This window comes from Streptomyces sp. NPDC055078 (assembly GCF_053607985.1).
This window is the reverse complement of sequence record NZ_JBSGUP010001120.1, coordinates 1-1328: the sequence shown is the minus strand read 5'-3', so window position 1 is coordinate 1328 and position 1328 is coordinate 1. Positions and strand designations below refer to the sequence as shown.

General features: G+C 74.9%; 1 protein-coding gene. It reads left to right on the top strand.

All coding sequences use genetic code 11. The features are described 5' to 3' along the window. The first annotated feature begins 510 nt into the window (after positions 1–510). On the top strand, positions 511–1263 hold the full coding sequence (locus ACWF94_RS40610; RefSeq protein WP_453500338.1) for an endonuclease/exonuclease/phosphatase family protein: 753 nt from the start codon (positions 511–513) through the stop codon (positions 1261–1263). Positions 1264–1328: the final 65 nt, after the last annotated feature.

Below are 1328 nucleotides of genomic sequence, written 5' to 3'. Positions count from 1 at the left end.
GGTGCTCGCCGCGCGGCTCGGCGGGGAGGCGGGCCTGGTCGGCGCGGCGGACCTGGCCCGCCAGGGTTAGCCCCGCCCCTGTGCCCGGGGCGCCCCGGCCCGCGCCCGTGCCCATGGTCCTTTCCACCTCAGCCCCCTGCGCCGGAGCCCCTGCGCAGTCCCTGCCCGTGCTCGGGCTTGCGCCCGGGGCTGACATTGCCCACCCGGGTGCGCAAAATCAGCCCGTTGGGGGTCCCCCCGGACGGAGTCTGGGGGAGATTGAGGACACGCCCGGAGGGCGTGCCGCTCCACTGTGGCGCGGTTTCACACACAAGGTGTGCCCCGGTTGCCGGGGCTCCGCCCCGGACCCGGCGCCTCCTGAGGAGAAGCCTGAGCGGCAAGGGGCCCGGGCGCAGGGGCGTGGGCCATCGGGCCGGGCGGGGAACACGGGGCGCGGGAACCCCCGAGCCCGGCGTGGCCACGGGCCGGGCATGGCCGCGCGGCGGGCGTGGGGAAACATAGGCTGCGGGTATGGTCACCGCGCTGCCGAACTCCCGTACCGCCTCCGACGGTTCCCCCACCCTCCGCGTCCTCACGTACAACATCCGCTCCCTCCGCGACGACGAGGCCGCCCTCGTCCGCGTCATCCGCGCCTGCGAGCCGGACCTCGTCTTCATCCAGGAGGCCCCGCGCTTCTTCCGCTGGCGCAAACACGCGGCCCGCCTCGCGTCGAAGACCGGTCTTGTCGTCCTGAGCGGGGGCGCGACCGCCGCCGGTCCGCTGATGCTGTGCTCGCTGAGTGCGACCGTGGAGCGTACGGAGGATGTGCTGCTGCCGCTGACCCCGGGCCTGCACCGCCGTGGCTTCGCGACGGCCGTCGTACGGTTCGGGGGAGCGCGCGTCGGGGTGCTCAGCTGCCATCTGAGTCTTCAGGAGGAGGAGCGCTACGCCCAGGCGGGGATGCTCCTCGACAGGCTCGCGGCCATGGACGTTCCGTATGCGATCGCCGCCGGGGATCTCAACGACCGCCCCACGGGCCGGAGCTTCCAGCGGCTGGCGGCCGAACTGCAGGACTGCTGGGCCGTCGCCCCCTGGGGCGGCGAGAACACCTTCCCGCCGGTCGACCCGCGTCGGCGGATCGACGCGATCTTCGCGAGCAAGGGGGTCGAAGTGCTGGGCTGCGGTGTGCCGGTGGACCTCCCCGGCATCACTCCGGCGGATCTGAGCGCGGCCACCGACCACCTTCCGGTGCTGGCCGCGCTCACCGTCCCCGCCACCCCGTAGGGGATCGGCCCACCCAACAGGGCCGGGCGGGGGGGGGGGGGGGCGAGCACCCCCCCCCCCCCCCC